The 17,915-nt window shown below is 54.5% G+C and carries 14 protein-coding genes; 6 read left to right on the top strand and 8 right to left on the bottom strand.

Annotated features, from left to right (window positions below):
* The 5 genes from FRY97_RS14075 to FRY97_RS14055 all read right to left on the bottom strand — a co-directional run bounded on the left by FRY97_RS14075 (position 1) and on the right by FRY97_RS14055 (position 7,841).
* Positions 1-1,308, bottom strand: a complete 1,308-nt coding sequence (locus FRY97_RS14075; RefSeq protein WP_147168190.1) for an aminopeptidase P N-terminal domain-containing protein — start codon at positions 1,306-1,308, stop codon at positions 1-3.
* An 86-nt stretch (positions 1,309-1,394) separates the two neighbouring features.
* The gene (locus FRY97_RS14070; RefSeq protein WP_147168189.1) at positions 1,395-5,555 is read right to left on the bottom strand and encodes a DEAD/DEAH box helicase; all 4,161 of its coding nucleotides are present in this window, start codon (positions 5,553-5,555) and stop codon (positions 1,395-1,397) included.
* A gap of 109 nt (positions 5,556-5,664) precedes the next feature.
* Positions 5,665-6,387, bottom strand: a complete 723-nt coding sequence (locus FRY97_RS14065) for a hypothetical protein (RefSeq protein ID WP_147168188.1) — start codon at positions 6,385-6,387, stop codon at positions 5,665-5,667.
* Positions 6,388-6,391: 4 nt separating this feature from the next.
* Positions 6,392-7,045 carry an RNA polymerase sigma factor gene (locus FRY97_RS14060; RefSeq protein WP_147168187.1) on the bottom strand — a complete coding sequence of 218 codons (654 nt, stop codon included), beginning with the start codon at positions 7,043-7,045 and terminating at the stop codon, positions 6,392-6,394.
* 76 nt (positions 7,046-7,121) lie between these two features.
* Positions 7,122-7,841, bottom strand: a complete 720-nt coding sequence (locus FRY97_RS14055) for a DUF2202 domain-containing protein (RefSeq protein WP_211356876.1) — start codon at positions 7,839-7,841, stop codon at positions 7,122-7,124.
* A 233-nt stretch (positions 7,842-8,074) separates the two neighbouring features.
* Here FRY97_RS14055 and serA point away from each other — a divergent pair, with 233 nt between their 5' ends.
* From serA to FRY97_RS14040, 3 genes are all read left to right on the top strand, one after another.
* Positions 8,075-9,967, top strand: a complete 1,893-nt coding sequence (gene serA, locus FRY97_RS23330; protein ID WP_147168186.1) for a phosphoglycerate dehydrogenase — start codon at positions 8,075-8,077, stop codon at positions 9,965-9,967.
* 102 nt (positions 9,968-10,069) lie between these two features.
* Positions 10,070-11,536: a DUF5687 family protein gene (locus FRY97_RS14045; protein WP_147168185.1), complete on the top strand. Its 1,467-nt coding sequence runs from the start codon at positions 10,070-10,072 to the stop codon at positions 11,534-11,536.
* On the top strand, positions 11,536-12,228 hold the full coding sequence (locus tag FRY97_RS14040; protein ID WP_147168184.1) for an ABC transporter ATP-binding protein: 693 nt from the start codon (positions 11,536-11,538) through the stop codon (positions 12,226-12,228). The genes FRY97_RS14045 and FRY97_RS14040 overlap by 1 nt, the downstream gene beginning before the upstream one ends.
* 183 nt (positions 12,229-12,411) lie before the next feature.
* Here FRY97_RS14040 and FRY97_RS14035 read toward each other — a convergent pair whose 3' ends face one another.
* Positions 12,412-12,630, bottom strand: coding sequence for a cold-shock protein (locus tag FRY97_RS14035; protein ID WP_147168183.1), 219 nt, complete (start codon positions 12,628-12,630; stop codon positions 12,412-12,414).
* A 179-nt stretch (positions 12,631-12,809) separates the two neighbouring features.
* On the opposite strand from FRY97_RS14035, the gene FRY97_RS14030 reads away from it, so the two are divergent.
* Positions 12,810-13,745, top strand: coding sequence for an LpxD N-terminal domain-containing protein (locus FRY97_RS14030; protein WP_147168182.1), 936 nt, complete (start codon positions 12,810-12,812; stop codon positions 13,743-13,745).
* 93 nt (positions 13,746-13,838) lie between these two features.
* Here the strand turns inward: FRY97_RS14030 and FRY97_RS14025 are convergent, their stop codons facing one another.
* Both FRY97_RS14025 and thrS read right to left on the bottom strand, forming a co-directional pair.
* A complete protein-coding gene (locus FRY97_RS14025) occupies positions 13,839-14,174 on the bottom strand; it encodes a T9SS type A sorting domain-containing protein (RefSeq protein ID WP_147168181.1) in 336 nt (111 codons plus the stop codon).
* 347 nt (positions 14,175-14,521) lie between these two features.
* Positions 14,522-16,447, bottom strand: a complete 1,926-nt coding sequence (thrS, locus tag FRY97_RS14020) for a threonine--tRNA ligase (protein WP_147168180.1) — start codon at positions 16,445-16,447, stop codon at positions 14,522-14,524.
* 828 nt (positions 16,448-17,275) lie between these two features.
* On the opposite strand from thrS, the gene FRY97_RS14015 reads away from it, so the two are divergent.
* Positions 17,276-17,533 (top strand): HTH domain-containing protein, encoded by a 258-nt coding sequence (locus FRY97_RS14015; RefSeq protein WP_147168179.1) that lies wholly within the window; start codon positions 17,276-17,278, stop codon positions 17,531-17,533.
* A gap of 171 nt (positions 17,534-17,704) precedes the next feature.
* Positions 17,705-17,915: hypothetical protein (locus FRY97_RS14010; protein ID WP_147168178.1), on the top strand; the 211-nt coding region annotated here is incomplete at its 3' end.

Genomic DNA, 17,915 nt, shown 5'->3' with positions numbered 1-17,915 from the left:
TCAGGTACGGCTCAAGACACCGGGCTGCATGAGCTCTTCTATCGCCTCCGCTTCTACGGGGATGCCTGCGGTGAGGTCTACCGGCCCGTTGTCAGTGACAAGGATATTGTTCTCCAGCCGGATGCCCAGGTTTTCTTCCCGGATATAAATACCAGGCTCGCAGGTAAACACCATGCCCGCCTGAATGGGGTCGTAGCGGTTGGAGAGGTCGTGCACATCCATGCCCAGGTGATGGGAAGTGCCATGCATGAAGAAACGCTTGTAGGCCGGGTAACGGCTGTTTTGGTTTTTAAGGTCTGTTTTGTCCAAGAGCCCCAGCCCCAGCAGCTCCTGTTCAACCATGCGGCCCACTTCCCGGTGGTATTCTTCAAGCGTGGTGCCGGGCAGGAGGAGCTGTACAGCGCCGCGCATACACCGCAAAACGGCATTGTAAACCTTTAGCTGCCGCTCAGAAAACTGCCCGCTTACGGGGATGGTGCGGCTAAGGTCGGCTGCATAGTTGGCATACTCCGCGCCGAAATCCAGCAAGAGCAGGTCGCCGGCTTTGCAAGGCTGATTGTTCTGTACATAGTGGAGCACACAAGTATTTTTCCCACTGGCTACGATAGGCTCATAGGCATGGCCGTTGGCGCCATTGCGGGTGAACTCATAAATGATTTCGGCTTCCACTTCATACTCCATCACCCCTGGCTTCACAAAACGGAGCACCCGTTCAAAAGCTTTGCCCGTGATATCTACAGATTGTTGGATCAGCCCTACCTCAGCTGGGGATTTTATCATGGCGAGCTTACGCAAGATAGGCTGTGCCCGGTGGTACTTGTGCAAGGGGTAGCGCTCCTGCAGCTGACGAGCCATGCGCAGGTCGCGGCTGGGCACCTCGCTTTGGAAGCGGTCGTGCTCATTGAGGTTGAGGTAAATGCGCTTGGACAAGAGGATCAGCTCATGCAGTATCGGGCCCATTTCATCTAGCCAATAAACCCGGTCTATCCCAGATATCTCCTTAGCTTTTTCCCGGGTCAGTTTCTCGCCCTCCCATATAGCAGTCGCCTCGTCTGTACGCCGGATGAAAGCCACTTCCTGGAACCCCTCCTTGATGCAATCCGGAAAAAGCACGACAACAGTTTCTTCTTGGTCTAGCCCGCTGAGGTAGAAAAGGCTGCTGTTTTGCCGGAAAGGGAAAAAAGTGTCCCCGCTACGTGGCATAAGGTCATTGGACTGGAAGATGGCGATAGATTCCGGTTGCATCTTGCGCATAAAGCGCTGCCGGTTGTATTGAAAAAGCTCGGGGTTGATGGCTTCGTATTTCATAGTTCATGTGGTAAGGTCTAACGCCAAGTTGCAAAAAAATGCCTGAGGTAGGAAACATTCCCCTCAGTTTGGAATAAATCCATGCATCAGGCCTTGAGCAGCTCAAGCATTTCATTGACAGATAGCTTGGCGCTCACGTCCGTGCCAGAGAGCAGCTGATCGGCTAGCTCCCGTTTTTCTGCGTGCAGTTGTACAATTTTTTCTTCTATGGTCGCTTCGCTCACAAACCGGTAGACGGTGACAGGGCGCTGCTGCCCAATCCGGTGTGCGCGGTCGCTGGCCTGATCTTCTACGGCGGGGTTCCACCAGGGGTCGAGGTGGAGCACATAGTCTGCTTCGGTGAGGTTGAGCCCCGTGCCGCCTGCTTTTAGGCTGATGAGGAAAACATCGCCCTCTCCGTTTTGGAAAGCCTGTACGGCCGCTTCCCGCTTTTTGCCAGGTGTTTGCCCATCGAGGTACTGATAGGAGATGCCCTGGTTTTTCACCCACTGCTCCACAATGCGGAGGTGTTTGACAAACTGGCTAAAAATAAGCGCCTTATGGCCGTTTTCCAAGAGCTCGAGTATGGTGTCGCCTACGAGCTCTAGTTTAGAGCTGCCCAGCCTGCTGTCCGCTTCTGCCAGCCGGGGGTGGCATGCTGCCTGCCGGAGCTTGGTCAGTTGTGCGAGCACAGCAAAGCGCTTCGACTGATCGTCTGCGGCGGCAATCGCATCGAGGGCATTGCGGCGCAGGGCTTCATAAAAGGCCATCTCTGCTTCTGAGAGGCTGACGTTGAGCACAACTTCTGTTTTGGCAGGCAGTTCGGTAAGCACTTCTTTTTTACGGCGCCTCAGGATGAAAGGCTGTATCAGGCGGCGCAATTGCTCCCGCCTTGCTTCATCCCCCCGCCCAATCGGGTTGGCATATTTTTCGTTGAACTGTTTTTGGGAACCCAACAGGCCCGGGTTCAGGAAGCGGAACAGGTTCCACAGTTCGCCGAGGTGGTTCTCTATCGGTGTGCCGGTCGTGGCCAGCCGGAATTTGCCTTGCAGCTCCATGGTGATCTGAGACCGCTTGGTGGAAGCATTTTTGATAGCCTGTGCCTCGTCCAGTACAATCGTCCCGAAGGTTTTATCCAGGAGTTCTGCCTCCACAAAAGGCAGCAGCCCGTAGCTGACCATGAGGAGGTCTCCGGGCCCCACGCTTTGTATCAGAGGTGCTTCTTTGCTGCTACCGAGGAGGTAGGGGGTCAGGGTAGGAGCAAACTTGTTGGTTTCCCTCACCCAGTTGCGCGTCACAGAGGCTGGAGCGATGACGAGGGCAGGGCCTTCTTCCCGGCGGGCCGTCAGCATAGCCAGGGCCTGCACGGTTTTGCCCAGGCCCATGTCATCGGCCAGGCAGCCGCCTACGCCCCATTCCGCCAGCCTCATCATCCAGCGGAAACCGTCTTTTTGGTAGCTGCGCAGCTTGGCATCAAATTGGGAAGGCACTCTGGGCCGTATCCGTTGTGCTTGTTGGATGCGCTGCATGGCTTCTGCCCAGCTGCGGTCAGCATCAAGCTCAGCCATTTCTCCGGCAATCTCGTCCAGCCTTAGCCCAGCCAAAGGATTGAGCTCTAGTTTTTTTCCACGCTGATTGAGCATGGCGTCCATTTCGCGCAAGCGGTCCCGGAAGGCTTCGGTCAGGGCTACAAAGTCACCGTTTTTCAGGGCTACGAACGGAGAGTCGCTCTGCCGCACGTGCTGCAGCAGCTGTTGGAAAGCCATGACTTCAGATTCATGTACCTGCAGGCTGCCATCTACAGCAAACCAATCGCGTTCTTTTTCAATGCGCATCGTCAGTTGGCTCATACCTGAGATGCCGGCCAGCCGTACTTTTTCGCCTTTGGGGTGCTCTAAGGTAATGAGCCCTTCCTGCCTCAGGGGGTGGAGCTCCAGCAGAATATGCAGGCAAGCCTCTACATCTTCAATCTGCCACTCGTAGTGTTCGGCAGGGTGGGCGGCCAGCGAAGGGCAAGCCATGATAACGGCCTGGGCTTGAGCGGCCTCCTCTTCAAGGGCACGTTGGCAGGCCACTTTGCCCGACTGCGTGAGCAAGGTACGTGTGCCGGCCCCTTCTCCGGGCTTGAAATAATGGGGCTCGCCAGCCAAAGGCTTGACATAAAATTCCAGCTTGTACCCTTCTCCGAAAGGCAGGAGATGGAGGCAGGGCGTAGGGTCTCCCTGCCTAAGGGGCAGCTCCTCATTGAGCAGGTCGGCTGGAGATTGTACGTGCAGGCTCTGCTTGAGCACTTGAGTGATCGCCTCGAGGCGAGGACGGGCGTCGGGGGGGAGGATTGCGCCCTTGCCGACTGAGCGGGCAGCTTTGACCTCTGCATCGCTCAGGTTGTAAACGCGGTAGCGCGTGGGCGTTTCTTTTTCATAGACATATTCCCCTTGTGCGTGGGAGGGCCGGAAGATGACCTTCAGCCCTTCGGGCTCTTCGGTGATCAGCAGCTCTGGTGTACTGCGTACCAGTTCGATAGGGATATCGCCCTTCATATCCAAGAAGACATAAGGGTGGCCGGCCAAGAGGTACAAGGCATGGGCAAAGTGGAGGCTGGGCGTGAAGGAATAGTAGTAAGACCGGAAGTACTCCGCATCAACAGCCTGAAGCACTTTCTTATCGGCGGAGGTAAGGCTGTCCACCCGTTCTTGTTCGATATCGGCCAAGTCTACCTTTCGGCCGGCAGACCATCCTCCCCTTTTGCTGCGCTTCTGCTCTTTGGGCTGAAGGTGTTCCTCTTCAAAGTTGACGAACCAGACGAGGCGGGTACTGCCGACGGGTTTTGGGGCGCCCGGCAAGCTATCTTGGGCGATACTTTCCAATGTTTGCAGCACTTTCCGCCATTGGGGCTGTTTTTGGAATAGCCCAAGGAGGTAGCGGAAACCGTACTTGCTGGCCAAGGTTTCAGCCTGTAGTGCCCATGCCTCCCGGTTGGGGTGTTCAGGGGCAACATGGTAGAGCAAGTTGGCCATTTCCCCTGCTATCCAAGGCAGGCCGGTCTGCTCCCAGTGCACGAGGCGTTTATTGAGGCGCTCCAGCTGTCCGGGCTCAAGCGGGCTGGGGGCGTCTGTCCAATAAGCCGCCCAAAGGATGAACAGCAGGTCGAGGGGTGAGGAATCTGCATAGTAAGACAAGGGCAGGTCATCCGGCACCGGCTGCGTTTCGCCCTGTACTAAGAAACGGCACAGCTGTGCCATAGCGTAGGCGGCCCCCTTGTAGCGGCCCCCTTCTGCCAGCCGCTCTATGTGTTCAGGGGCCGGCAGGGCATCTGTTTCGCCAGTATGGAGCAGGCAGAGCCAGGCAAAGATGCCGGTGATGTGGGAAAAGCCATCATTCGTCGTCCTACGGTTTAGGGCAAGGAAGGCCTCAACTGCTGCGGCCCATTCACCGTATTGGAGCATACGGATAGCATGCAGCCCTTGCCAAGTAAGCTTCCCTTCGAGGTTGAAGCTTTGGGACAGCTCATCAGAAGGGGTGCCCTGCCAAATGAGGAGCTGAGCGTACGCTTCGTCGTCGAGGGAGAGCCCCGTAGGGAGCTGCAGGTAAGTTTTTCGGTAAAACCTGCCCAAGGGGCGGGCCAAGCTGTGGCCCCAAAGGTGAGGCTGCTGGAGGTAATGCCCAATGGCTTCTGCGCGGATTTCCAAGGGGCAGCGCTCGAGGAAAGCCTCGTCGAAGGGGAAGAACAAACTGAGCAGGGCTTCTTCTACCTGTATGGACAATTCGTTGGAGTAATAGGCTGCGCTGATCAGGTCATCTTTTTGCTCTTGAAAAGCAGCGTACTTCCCTTCAAAAAAAGCCAGCCGCATTTGTTGGATGCGGCGTTCTAGCTCTTGGCTGCTAGAGGAGTAGCTGAGATAAGAGCGCTTGAGCAGGAAGTTGGGCAGGTGCTTGTTCAGCGCCCGGAAGAAGCGTTTGTGGTTGGGGCCGAGCTGAGTGACAAAGTGGCGGGCAATGGCTTCCCGCCATTCTATGCGGACGACAGGCTCGGTATTGTAAAATGCGATGAAGGCATTGCGCTGTAGCCACAGGAGCTGCTCGCGTATGTGGATGTAGGTAAAGCCAGTGGGGCTTTCACAGCGGATATTGAGCTGCGTGAGCACCTTCTCTACGGTGTAGCTGGAGAGCGGGTAGCCATAGACCGCTAAGGTGCCTATGACCCAATAGGCATCGTGCGGGATATCTGATATGGCTTCTTGGCGTTCTTGGTAGGATGGTGCAGGCACAGTTTGGTGTTGTGGTGTGTCGAATTTTGCAAAAATAACACCTGCAGGGCGAGTAAAAAAGGATCGGGTGTTGAAGAATCGTAATTAAAAAAGTGGAAGCCAGGGGGCATTATTCCCTCAGCTTGGGGCTAGGGCGGCTGCCGGCTTGGCCCCAAGGGCGTATAGCAGTTGCTTGGAACAGCTGTTGCCCGGCCTGTTGGCCTATGATTTTTATCTTCTCCCCAGGAGATTTTTGTGCCCGTTCGGCTACATCCGCCCCTTGGCAGGGCACTACCCAGCGCTGGCCATCGAAGCCAGACAGCCAAATGGTATCTGGTGTGGCCTGCTCTATGGTGCCACCTAGGTAGCCGGCTTCTGGCATACTCCACAACTGCGTTTTCTGCTCTTCTATGCTTTCATAAAGGGAAACATGCACAGCAAACGCATTTTCCAAGCGCTTCCCCCCGCCAAACAAGAAAAAGAAGGTGCCGAGCACTAAGCTCAGCGCACAATTGTAGAATGCTAGCTGCGGCAGGCCAAATTTATACCCTCTATCTGTGTACCTAAGGTTGTACATGCCCAGGGTGAGCGATAGGGCAAGGAAAAGGAGCCAAGTGAAAGGCAGTATGGCAAGGGTGAGCTCCAATGTGCTATGCTGAGCATGTTCCAAAAGCTCAAACCCCGTTTGCTGTACGGCAAACAGGATGACGGCGAAGGAAAGCCCCCCGCCCAGCACGATAAGAGAGAAGATGGCCCACTTAAATGTACGTAACAGCCTGAACTGCCAGGCCGGCCTTGGAGTTATTGCGCGTTCCTGTAGGGTTTGCATTAGTTGTTGGGCATTTTTGCTCATGATGCTATGTGTTGTGCCGGCTGGCTTGCAGTGCCAAGCGGAGCTTTTGCCGGGCCCGGTTCAGCCGGGTAGCGACAGTGCCTTCCGGTAGGCGGAGGATATCAGATATTTCTTGGTAGTTTTTCTCTTCAAGGTAGTACAGCGTGATAACGGATCGGTATTTTTCCGATAGCTCGGCCAGTGCCATCTGCAGTGCTTGTTCCGTTTCAGTGTTTGGGGCGGAGACCTGTAGCTCTTCTTGCAAAAAGGCCGTACTTTCTTGGAGCGCTGCCAGGGGGAGTTGTTTATTCTTTCCAAACGAGCGGCTTTTCCGCCAGCTGGAGATCGCCTTGTTGTGCACAATGCGGTAGGCCCAACTGCTGAACTTCATCTCTTCATCATAGGCGTTGATGTTGCGCCAGATTTGTATGAAGGCTTCCTGTAGTATATCTTCTGCTTGAGCGTGCTCCACAGCTGTCAGGCGGTGAATGTACCGCAACAGCGCTCCCTCATAACGGGAAAACAAGCACGAGAAGAAGTCGGCTTCTTCTCGTGCCTTGCAGATGATCTGCTGATCGGTAAGGGGAGCGCATATTTTTTCCGGTACCACCATACTATTGGCCAGGCATATTGAGCGCTTGCAGGATGCAAAGTAGGGCAGCCCTGCTGTTTGGCGCATGCTGTTTTTGTAAAGATAAGGGATATAGCGAGGCTGAACCTAAAGTAGCAGCCTCGCTATTGAACCGCAAACAGGTTTAACCATGGCCATGTCCTTGCCCTTTGCCTCCAGCCGTGCCTGTTTCCATTGGGCTGCTGATAATGGCCTCAAACTCTTCTGAGCTGATATACTGTGGCGTATAATTGGCCCCGAGCTTTTCCAGTTCGCCGACAAAAGACCGCAAGTGGTTGCGAGAGCCGCGGGCCAGGTTTTCAAAGGTAGCAATGACTTCCGTATGCTGTGCGGATGCTAATTCTTTGTTCAAGTCGTTGATGTCAAGGTCTTCAATAGTAGCGCCTACCTGAAGCGCCTGTTCATAACTTTCGAGCCCTTGGCTGAGCAGGGCAGGGTAAAGGGCTGCAAGCACTTCGTTATTGAAGATGCCGGGGGTGTCATCTGTAATGGGGTCCACCAATTGGTAGCGGCTGATCATGCAGCCGACAGCATCCATATGGCGCTGTTCGGAAGCAGCGATGTTGGCAAATATAGGCACGCCCCACTTGTCGGACAAGGCGAGGTAAATGTCGCGGGCCAGTTTTTCTTCTTCCCGCATAAAGATCAGAGCATCAGCCTCGTCTTCCGTCAGGGGCACTGTAACAGGGGTGCTGTTCAGGTTGCTACAAGATGTGCCGCTAGCAGTGATATTGATGTCTGACATATCGCTGCCAGAGGGGTCTGTGCTGCACTGTGTAAATAACAAACTGGCGGGGATAAGGAGGGCTGCTAAAAAAGCCCATTGTGAGATTCGCGCTTTCATGGTTGTTGTTTTGGGAAGCCGGGGCTTCTGTTGAGGCGGGGCGTTGCCGCCGCCATGAAATTGGATACTTTTGCTCTGTGCTACGCAGCCGGGCGGGTATTCTTTCATTTTGGCGGCTATTTTTTCAAAAAAAGTTAGCAGGGCCTTACAAATCGTAGACTTAATAAAAATTTAACCCGGTTTGGTGAGCCCGGTAACGTAAACCCTGCCTCACAGGTATTAGCTTTGTGCGCATGAGCAATACGCTGAATCTTATCATTGATTTTGACAGCACATTTACCCGGGTGGAAGCCTTGGACGTGCTGGCAGAGATTGTGCTGGAAGGCGATAGCAGCCGGGAGCAGGTCTTGAGGCGCATTCAGGAGATTACCGATTTGGGCATGGATGGCACGCTCGATTTCCGGGCTTCCCTAGAACAGCGCCTGGAGCTGCTGCGCGCCCACCGCGATGATATCCAAAAGCTTGGCGAGGTGCTGAAGGGGCAGATCTCCCGTTCCTTTCTGCGCAATCAGGAGTATTTCGCATCCCTAAGCGCAGCGACCTACATCGTTTCCAATGGCTTCACAGATTTTATCCGCCCTGTGGTGGCCCACTATGGGCTGGACCCCGAGCGCGTCATTGCCAATGAGTTCCTGTACGATGAGGAGGGCTATGTCTGTGGCTTCAACCGGGACAACCCCCTCTCCCGCAGTGGGGGCAAATCGGAAGTCATCAAGCAGCTGGACCTGAAAGGCGACGTGTACGTGATCGGCGATGGCGCCAATGACCTTGAAATCCGCAAAGCGGGCTATGCTAACAAGTTTTACCTTTTCACAGAGAATGTTGAGCGCGAAAAAGTGAAGGCGGAAGCCGACCATATCGCCCCCAATCTCGATGAAATCTTATACGAATTGAAAATGAGCAGATCTCTATCTTATCCGAAAAACCGCATCAAAGTGCTTTTGCTGGAGGGTGTACACCCGCAGGCGGTCGACATCTTCGAGAAGGAAGGCTATCAGGTTGAGTACCTGACCACTGCCTTGACTGAAGAAGAGCTGTGCGAAAAAATTGTTGACGTCAACATATTAGGCATCCGCTCGAAGACAAAGGTGACCGAAAAAGTCATTCAGAGCGCCAAGCGCCTGATCAATATCGGGGCCTTTTGTATTGGCACCAACCAAATTGACCTGGAAGCGTGCAGCCGGCATGGAGTAGCCGTTTTCAACGCGCCTTACAGCAATACGCGCTCGGTGGTAGAGCTGGCCATTGCTGAAATCATCATGCTGGTGCGCAACTTGCCGGATAAAGCCCGGGCTATGCACAATGGCAAGTGGGAAAAGTCGGCCACTGGCGCACATGAAGTGAGGGGCAAAAAGCTGGGCATCATGGGCTATGGCAACATTGGCTCGCAGCTCTCTGTGCTGGCCGAGGCCGTAGGGCTGGATGTGTACTACTATGACCTTGAGGACAAGCTGGCCCTTGGCAATGCTACCAAATGCGAGACCTTGGAGGAGCTGTTGGGCACGGTGGATATCCTCTCTATGCACATGGACGGCCGGCCGGAGAACAACGGCATCTTCGGTGCACGTGAATTTGCGATGATGAAGGACGGGGCGATATTCATCAACCTCGCCCGGGGCAAAGTCGTAGATGTGGACGCCCTGCGCGAAGCCATCCTTTCCGGAAAGCTGAAAGGTTGTGCGGTGGACGTATTCCCCAAAGAGCCCAAGAGCAACAACGAGCCCTTCGAGTCTGCCCTAATGGGGCTGCCCAACACCATCCTGACCCCTCACATCGGCGGTTCTACAGCAGAGGCTCAGGAGAACATCGGCGAGTTTGTGCCACGGAAGATCATACAGTATATCAACACCGGAAGCACCACGGGCAGTGTCAACTTCCCGAACGTACAGCTGCCGCCGGTGCAGAGCGCCCACCGCCTGCTCCACATCCACAGCAATGTGCCGAATGTGCTGGCGGGCATCAATCAGATTTTGGCCAAGCACAACATCAACATCGTCAGTCAGTACCTGAAGACCAACGAGCAGATTGGTTATGTCATCACAGATGTAGACCGGGCGTATGACGATGAGCTGCTCGAGGAGCTCAAGCTGATCGAGCCTACCATTTGGTTCCGGGTGTTGTATTAGGCCCGGGGCTCAGTCGAAAAACCAGGGCGCTGTATCGAGTGCATACACTTAGAATAGGCAAAGGCCGTATCTTAAGCAGGTCAAAAATTAATGGAACTGCTTATGATACGGTCTTTATGGTTACAGGGGTGGAAGGCACAGCTGCGGTCTCCGTTTTGGGAGCGAGGGCTGGCGATCAACATCATACTAGGGCTGTTTGCCCTCTATTTGCTGCTGAACTTCCTCGCCCTAGGGTATTTCCTAGATGTGATTTTGGCGGAAGCTATGCCGGATGAAGACCCCTTCCGGCTGCTCAACCGCCTTTTGTTCTACTCTTGGGCGGGCGGTCTGCTCATGCGCTTCCTGATGCAGAGCTTCCCCGTGCTAGACATTAAACCTTATTTATTGTTGCCGCTGCCCCGCAGCCGCCTGTTCCACTACCTGCTGGGGCGGTCTGCGCTCAATGTGTTCAACCTCTTCCCCCTGGTTTTTGTGCTGCCCTTTGCGTACAAAACTTTGCCCGGTGCTGGGCCGGCTTTGGCATGGTCAGCCGGGGTGATGATGCTCGCACTGTCCAACAACTATCTGGCCTTCTACCTGAAGCGGCAGTTCAGCATCAGCCCGTTGTACATTTTGGTGGGGCTGCTGCTGCTGGCTAGCCTCGCCTGGCTGGATTTTAAAGAGGTGCTGCCGGTTTCGGGCTATTTTGAAGCCTACTTCTCTCTCTTGGCAGAGCAGCCGGCAGCACTGTTGGGCACAGTAGGGCTTCTCGCTTTGTCTTATGGGCTTACGTACTCCGCATTACGCAAGAATGCTTACCTCGATACGGTAGAGGCCAGGCGGGAGCGGGTGGAAAGCAGTACGGGCATTGCTGCCCTGCGCCGGCTCGGCCCGGCAGGGCAGTTCCTGGAAATGGAGCTGATGAACATCCTGCGCAACCGGCGGCCACGGACGATGCTCCTCATGTCTATCGCGATTTTGTTCTACCCATTTTTTGCGGTAGAGTACTTGGACAAGGGGAGCATGAGCATGGCCTTCTTGTTCATCCTCATGGCCACCTGTTTCCCTATGGCTACTTATGGGCAGTTCCTGATTGCCTGGGAGAGCAGTTTCTTCGGCCTGCTGATGTCGCGCAAGGTTTCCTGGCAAGCCTACCTACAGGGCAAGTACTACCTGTTTGTCCTGTTCAATACGGTCACTTTTGCATTGTGCCTGCTGTATGGGCTGGTAGACTGGCGGATGCTGCCTCTGGTGCTCGTGGCTTTTTTAGTCAACTTAGGGCTAACAGCTTATATCATCCTCTACCTGAGCACGTACAATACCCGGGCAGTAGACCCGGAGAAAGGGGCGTTTATGAATTGGGAAGGGGTAGGGGCTTCGCAGTTCCTGCTGGTCCTGCCTGCCTTTTTCCTGCCGGTTGTCCTTCATTTGCTGCTGCAGTGGGTATTGGGCTGGGGCTGGGGCCTAGCAGTGCTCGGGGCGCTGGGGCTGGCAGGCATACTGCTGCAGCCGCCTTTAATGGCGCGTATAGCGCAGCAGCTGGCGAGCCGGAAATATATTTTAGCAGATCATTTTAAACAAGATACCTGATGATACAAATCGAGAACCTGAGCAAGCGTTATGGGCAGCAGGTGGTTTTACAGCTGGAGCATTTGGACATCCCGGCCGGGGAGCGATTTGGGCTGGTAGGCAACAACGGGGCGGGGAAGACGACCTTGTTCAGCCTGCTGCTCGATCTGATCCGGGCAGATACGGGCGAGGTCCGCTCCAAAGGCGAGGCTGTGGCTGGGCACGACGCTTGGAAAGCATATACTGGGGCTTTCATTGACGACAGCTTCCTGATCGGGCACCTGACGCCCGAGGAGTACTTCCATTTTGTAGGGGAGCTTTATGGGATGAATGCTTCTGATGTATCGGCTTTTCTGGCGCCATTCGCTGAGTTCTTTAACGGGGAAATCCTGGACAGCGGGAAGTACATCCGCAATATGTCTAAGGGCAATAAGAAAAAGGTGGGCATAGCTGCAGCCTTGTTGGGCCGGCCCGAGGTGCTCATTTTGGACGAGCCTTTTGCGAACTTGGACCCGAGCTCTCAGATCCGCCTGAAGCAGTTGATCCGCAACTTGCCAGCCGGCCTTACCGTACTGATCTCAAGCCACGACCTCGCTCACGTTACGGAGGTCTGTGAGCGAATTGTGCTCTTGGAGAGGGGGCAGGTGGTGCGCGACATCAAAGATGCGCCGGAGCGGGCACTACAAGAGCTGGAGGCTTATTTTGCACAGTAGGTTGGCTGTACTGCGAGAGCCGGCTGCCATTGGGCAAAAGAGGTGCCGGCCTAGCGCTGCGCAGGGGTGGCAAGCCCGGTAGGGCCGAGCGGGCAGCGAGCCCCGGAGCATAGCGGCACCTGCCGTTGGGCGAGCCCCGTCCTTGCGGCAGGGGCAGGCCCCCATCTTGCTGGGCATTAGGCCCTAAGCTTTTTCGTGGTATCGGGGCGGCCCTGCGGCCTTGACTTCGGCGGCGTACAGCCCTTGCTTGCCGGAGCGGACCTCAAAGGTGACGGCCATCCCTTTTTCGATGGGCTGTTGCAGGTAGCGCCGGTGCACGTAGAATTCCTCTCGGGTAGCAGGCACCCGGATGTAGCCGTAGCCCTTTTCGGGCATATAAAACTGTACAATCCCCTTGGGCATAGGAGGCAGGTTTTGGGTTTAGACGGACTGCAGCTCCCCCATTGTGGTGTTGGGGCAGGGCTTGTTTTCAGGGGTTAGAACAGCGGTGGGAGGAAGAGGGTTGGAAAAATCGTGTTATTTCCCCTGGCCGCTTGCTTAAGATTGGTATTTTTGCGGCATACACCATCACAATACCGGCTATGAAATTTGAAAGCCCAATCCCTGTGGAAGACCTTGCCCGGCAAATTGGCGGGACTGTGCTTGGGGGCACAGGACTGGAAGCCACTGGCATCAATGAAATCCATCAAGTACAGCCTGGGGACATCACCTTTGTGGATGTCAAAAAGTACTTTGGCAAGGCGCTAGGCTCCGCAGCGAGCATCATACTGCTCAATGAGCGTGCGGCCTGCCCACCGGGCAAAGCGCTGATCTTGTGCGAAGACCCTTTCGAGGCTTACAATCAGATTGTACTGCAGCACCGCCCTTTTGCACCACAGTCAGTGGCCATAAGCCCTACTGCTGAGGTGCACCCTACCGCTATTTTAGAGCCCAATGTCATCATTGGGCATTATGTAAAGATAGGCGCAGGGGCTTACATACAGTCTAATGTAACGATAGCGGAGCACACGCTGATAGGTGAAGGGGTGGAAGTGCAGTCTGGGAGCGTTATTGGCTCGGATGCTTTTTACTTCAAGCGCACAGCGGAGGGCTATCAGCCTTGGCGTTCTGGCGGCCGGGTGATCTTGGAAGACCGGGTGCGGGTAGGAGCTGCCTGTACCATCAATAAGGGGGTATCTGGAGATACCGTGATCGGTGCGGGCACTAAGCTCGATTGTCAGGTGCACATCGGGCACGATGTGGCCATTGGCCAAAACTGCCTGTTTGCCGCTCAGGTCGGTATAGGCGGGAACACGGTGGTAGAAGATGAGGTGGTGCTTTATGGGCAGGTGGGCATTGCACAGAACCTGACGATAGGGGCGAAAGCGGTGGTCTTGGCCAAGTCGGGCGTGTCTAAGAGCTTGGAAGGAGGGAAGGTTTATTTTGGCTATCCGGCCAAGGAGGCCCGCACGGCTTACCGTGAGCTGGCAGCGTTGCGGCATTTGCCAGAGTTTTATGCCAATTATTATGAGAAGTAGGAGGCGCGGGTGGTGAATAAGCTTTAGCGGTAGCTCAAAAAGGCGCAGCAGCAAAGCCGCTGCGCCTTTTTGAGCCGCCGGCTAGAAGGTTGATCACTGTTTGTGCAGGCGTTGTGTGGTAATGACTTTGCCGTTCTGGTTTTTCAATTGTACGAGGTACATCCCCTTAGGCAAGTCGCCCACGTAAAATTTCTCTTCCTTGAAAGAAGGCTTGAAGGATTTTACGGGCTGGCCGACAAGGCTGAAGACAACAACCTGACGGACGGCTTCGTTATCGCTTACGCTGATGTAATCTATTGCAGGGTTGGGGTAGACTTTGAGGTCTACTTTTGCTGCAGTGGCTGGCGGGCTGCCCCGGAAGCTCGTTTGAGCCGGGAGCACGCTGAGGCTGCAGATGAGAAGGGATAACAGGAGTATAATGTGCTTCATATATTGGGATTCTGCAATGTAGTGCCGGCTGTTTGGCTGGCTAGTATGGGGTTTACGAATAAATGGGCAATCAGGTTTTCAATGTCCTCCTTAAAACAAGGGGAATCTACCGGAAACACAAGTAGTATGTTAATTTTTACTATGTGTTGAGAGCAAAAGGCGTGCCAAACCCGGGCTGAAACTTTGGCAGAGATGGCGGCAAACACATCCATTTATAAGAACTCAGACGGCGCCTAAAGGGTTCGGCCACAGGCGGATATATCCTGGATAATGTAGGAACGGCTGCAAAAAGCCGGGCAGCGCACCCATTGGGGCAGTGCCCGGCTTTATTCTGTCCGCAGCCCTTATTACAGTTGCGCTTTGAAGAAGCTGGCAAATTCAGGTACAGACATAGCGCCGAGGTCGCCCTCTCCTTGTTTGCGCACAGCGACCTGCTGCCCCTCCATCTCCTGCTCGCCCACGATCAGCATAAACGGCACTTTACGGACTTCAGCGTCGCGGATTTTCCGGCCTACTTTTTCTCCACGCTCATCCACAAAACCTCGGATATCGAGCTCTGCGAGCTGCTGCTGAACCCCTTTAGCATAATCGTTGAAGCGGTCAGAGATAGGAAGGATAGCGAACTGCTCCGGTGCCAGCCATAGCGGGAACTTGCCTCCGGTATGCTCAATGAGGATGCTGATGAAGCGCTCCATAGAGCCGAAAGGCGCACGGTGGATCATGACAGGGCGGTGCGGCTGATTGTCGGCCCCGATATACTCCAGCCCAAAGCGCTCGGGCAAGTTGTAGTCTACCTGAATAGTGCCCAGCTGCCAAGAACGGCCAAGTGCATCTTTGACCATAAAGTCGAGTTTGGGCCCGTAGAAGGCTGCTTCCCCGAGCTCGGTCACTGTAGTCAGGCCTGCTTCTTTTGTAGCCTCAATGATGGCCTGTTCTGCATTGCGCCAATTTTCATCGGAGCCGATGTACTTGTCCGGGTTGTCCGGGTCGCGCAGAGAGATCTGAGCGGTGAAGTTTTCAAACCCCATGCGCGCAAGGACCGTTTTGGTGAGGTCAAGCACACTGAGGAACTCCTCCTTGAGCTGTTCCGGCATGCAGAAGATGTGGGCGTCGTCTTGAGTAAAGCCCCGGACCCTAGACAGGCCATGCAGCTCCCCGCTCTGTTCATACCGATATACGGTACCGAACTCGGCAATGCGCAGAGGCAGCTCTTTGTAAGAGTGAGGCCGGTGGCCATATATCTCACAGTGGTGCGGGCAGTTCATAGGCTTGAGCAAGAACTCCTCCCCTTCCTTTGGCGTAGTGATGGGGTGGAAACTGTCCTCCCCGTATTTGGCCCAGTGGCCAGAAGTGATATAGAGGTCCTTCTTGCCGATATGTGGGGTAGTGACGAGCTGATAGCCGCGTTTTTCCTGTTCCACACGCAGGAAGTTCATCAGCCGGTCGCGCAGTTGGTTGCCCTTGGGCAGCCACATCGGCAAGCCCTGGCCCACGCGGTCAGAGAACATGAAGAGCTCCAGCTCAGCACCGAGCTTGCGGTGGTCGCGCTGCCGGGCTTCCTCCATCATTTTTTCGTACTCGGCCAGTTCCTTCTGCTTGGGGAAAGTGATGCCGTACACCCGGGTCATCTGCTGCCGGTTTTCGTCCCCCTGCCAGTATGCCCCTGCCACTTTAGTGATTTTGATGGCCTTGATGTAGCTGGTATCAGGCACGTGGGGCCCACGGCACAGGTCGATGAAGCCGCCCTGCTGATAGAGGGTGATGTCCGCCTGCTCTGCCCTGCGCTTTTCGAGGAGCTCGAGTTTGTATTCATCGCCTTTTTCCTCAAAAAAGCGGACGGCCTCGTCTAAAGAGATGTCTTTGCGGTCAAAAGTATTTTTATGGCGGGCCAGCTCTAGCATCTTCTGCTCAATTTTGGGGAAGTCGTCACTAGAGATGGTATGCTGCCCGGGGTCGACATCATAGTAGAAGCCGCCGTCTGTTGCAGGGCCTGTGCCAAATTTCACTCCGGGGTAGAGGGCTTCGAGGGCTTCCGCCATAAGGTGGGCAGAGGAGTGCCAAAAAGTAGCTTTCCCGTCTTTGTCGTCCCAGGTGAGCAGCTGTACCGTAGCGTCTGAGGAGATAGGGCGGGTAGCGTCCCACACATCGCCGTTGACTTTGGCGGAGAGGACTTTTTTGGCCAGCCCGTGGCTTATGGATTTAGCAATGTCCATAGCGGTCACGCCTGCTTCGTACTGCCGTACGTTCCCATCTGGGAAAGTGATGTTGATCATGGTTGAAAGGTTTTGCTATTGCTCCCTACGATTGGGCAATAAATTTGGTTCCTGTGCCCAGGGTTCTCCTGGAAAGACCGCAAAATTAATCCTTTTTGCCGAGGTTTAGGCAGGCAGGCAGCCCGAATCTGAACAAATGCGCCTCGAGCTGTGGTATACCCTAAATATGCGCAGTGATGCCCTCGCCTCAAGATGGGGCCTGCCCCTGCCCAACGGCAGGTGCCGCTATGCTCCGGGGCTCGCTGCCCGCTCGGCCCTAACGGGCTTAGAGCTTTTTGGGATTTTGCTTTTGGAGCGAACGTAGCCAAATTTTGCCCTGATCGAGGCGTTCTGAGGGAACATAGCCTTAGCTACGTGACCGAAGAACAACGAAGAGCAGGACAAAATTTGGCAAGAGCAGCCCAAAGGGTAAAACCCCAAGAAGCTCTTATACCCCTCCGCAGCGCTAGGCCGGCATCATCATGGCACTGAAGTTTGCGGCATTACGGTTGGTGCCCACCGGAGCCCTAGTGCGACTAGACCGGATTAAGAGCGTATTTCCACGCTTAAGCCTTCTCTGGTTCGTAGCCTTTAACTGTCAAAATTTACAGATCCATCCACTGGCCAAATCAGGGCAGGGCTCGTGGCCTTGTCTGGGAGGTGAAAATGCCCTAAATTGAGCAATGTTCAATAAGATGGCGGCTGCTGTCCTGTTGGCCTGTGCAGCCTTGGATCAACCGTTCAGGCTTCCATCAGGCGCTGTTCGTTGCGGCAGCTCCGCAGTTAGCTTTTGTGGCTGCAAAAGTACAGCCCCAAGTACATTCCGCAGCACTACCTAAAACCCCTAATATGAAACTCATCGCTCAACTTCAACACTTAGACCGCCTTGATCGCCTGATCCAGCGCAAAGCCACAGGCTGCTCCGATCAGCTCGCCGCCCGCTTTGGCTGCAGCCGCCGTACCATCTACAACTACCTGAAAACGCTGAGAGAACTGGGGGCAAAGGTCAGCTACTGTGACCAACGCCGCTCCTATTATTATGAAACGCCATTGCCGGGAGACCTGCACGGGCTGCTTTATCCGGGTGAAGCGGGGTCAGAGGAGTGATTTAGTAGGCTTTTGTTAAAAAATTCAAAAAAAATGATGTAAAAACGGCAGAGTGCAAAATTTTTGCACAAAGGCAGTTTAAATTTATACGATTATAGAGCACGTCTATAGCCAATGCTCCTGATTTTACCCACGATACAGGCGGTGGGCTCACTTTTCAAATGAAGAAACATGATTAAGCACTTATTCTTTTGGATACTGCTGCTATATGGAGCCTCAGCTATACAGGCACAAGAAAAATTTGCAATTGATCTTGGCAGCGGCCTGTCAGACGCAGAGGGGTTTGCAGCGATAAATGTCGATGGGCAAATGACCTTTATCTACAAACGTTGGCATATTGGCCCGGTTTTTCATTTTATGAATATGTTTGAGCAAATCAATC

The organism is Phaeodactylibacter luteus (assembly GCF_007993045.1).
GTDB lineage: Bacteria > Bacteroidota > Bacteroidia > Chitinophagales > Saprospiraceae > Phaeodactylibacter > Phaeodactylibacter luteus.
This window is presented reverse-complemented; position numbering and strand designations above follow the sequence as displayed.